This window comes from Paractinoplanes rhizophilus (assembly GCF_042664765.1).
Taxonomy (GTDB): domain Bacteria; phylum Actinomycetota; class Actinomycetes; order Mycobacteriales; family Micromonosporaceae; genus Actinoplanes; species Actinoplanes rhizophilus.
This window is the reverse complement of the sequence record NZ_JBHTBJ010000127.1, coordinates 1-849: the sequence shown is the minus strand read 5'-3', so window position 1 is coordinate 849 and position 849 is coordinate 1. Positions and strand designations below refer to the sequence as shown.

Here is an 849-nt window from a genome sequence, read left to right as displayed (position 1 = left end):
CCGCCTGCACGGCGAGCTCGGACACGTCCCGCCCGCCGAACACGAGGCACTACACGCGATGACCCAGCCGGTCACCGCACCCCTGAAAACCAGCTAACCAACTCTCCACCAAACCCGGGGCTTGACAAACCAGCACCAGTACGGCTCCTTGCGGCCATCACGATAGGCCGGAACAGCTAGCTGGCCGCCGCTGTCCAGTGCATCCAGCGACAGCCAGGCGTAGCCTTTACCAACTCTTGAGTAGTCGCGTATTCCGTTCAAGCCGTCGACATCCCTGGAATTCCCCCCGGCGTCGTAGTAAACGGCGTGGTCCAGGTCCAAGCGCATCTTGCCATCGGAGTTGTTGGCAAATGACAACGCGACAAGAAGCTCGTGCCGTCGCGGCGACCAATAACCCGCTTCCAGTCGATAGCACCAAGAGTCACTGACCTAAACTCAAGGCCTTTGGTGGTCAATAGTCCCGTTTTGGTCAAGGCGCGGGCCGGGTGCGAGACGTGGAGAAGCTCCTGATAGGACATGGGATTGTCTAGATCAACATGTTCCAACCAGGAGCTTCGGTGGCCGATTCTGCCGTGGTGTCTGCCGGCGTGGTGCAACAGCCCGCTGATCAGCGGGAGGCGTTGCGGTCGGCGGTGATCGCCGGTCCGGCTGGGCTCGGCGTGCTGGACGCGGAGATGACCGGCCGGTTATGGCCGGTGCTGGCGGGCCAGGAGCTGATCGGGTGTTGCGCGGCGCTGAAAATGAGCATGAGCGCGGCGTTGAGGGTGAGGACGTGGTGGTGCGAAAAGACCCCGCCGGGCGGGTGCCGGGCGGGGTCTTGGTGTTCAGGGTGCCAGCGTGGTGTTCAGT

General features: G+C 62.9%; 2 protein-coding genes. One reads left to right on the top strand and one right to left on the bottom strand.

Going from position 1 to position 849, the window contains the following annotated elements:
- Nucleotides 1-93: 93 nt before the first annotated feature.
- The gene (locus tag ACFQS1_RS40530) at nucleotides 94-327 is read right to left on the bottom strand and encodes a hypothetical protein (protein ID WP_378978402.1); all 234 of its coding nucleotides are present in this window, start codon (nucleotides 325-327) and stop codon (nucleotides 94-96) included.
- A gap of 230 nt (nucleotides 328-557) precedes the next feature.
- On the opposite strand from ACFQS1_RS40530, the gene ACFQS1_RS40525 reads away from it, so the two are divergent.
- Nucleotides 558-849: hypothetical protein (locus ACFQS1_RS40525; RefSeq protein ID WP_378978400.1), on the top strand; the 292-nt coding region annotated here is incomplete at its 3' end.

Excerpts from the sequence above, each read along its gene's own strand:
- ACFQS1_RS40530 (WP_378978402.1), bottom strand. The coding sequence starts at position 327 with ATGCGCTTGGACCTGGACCACGCCGTTTACTACGACGCCGGGGGGAAT.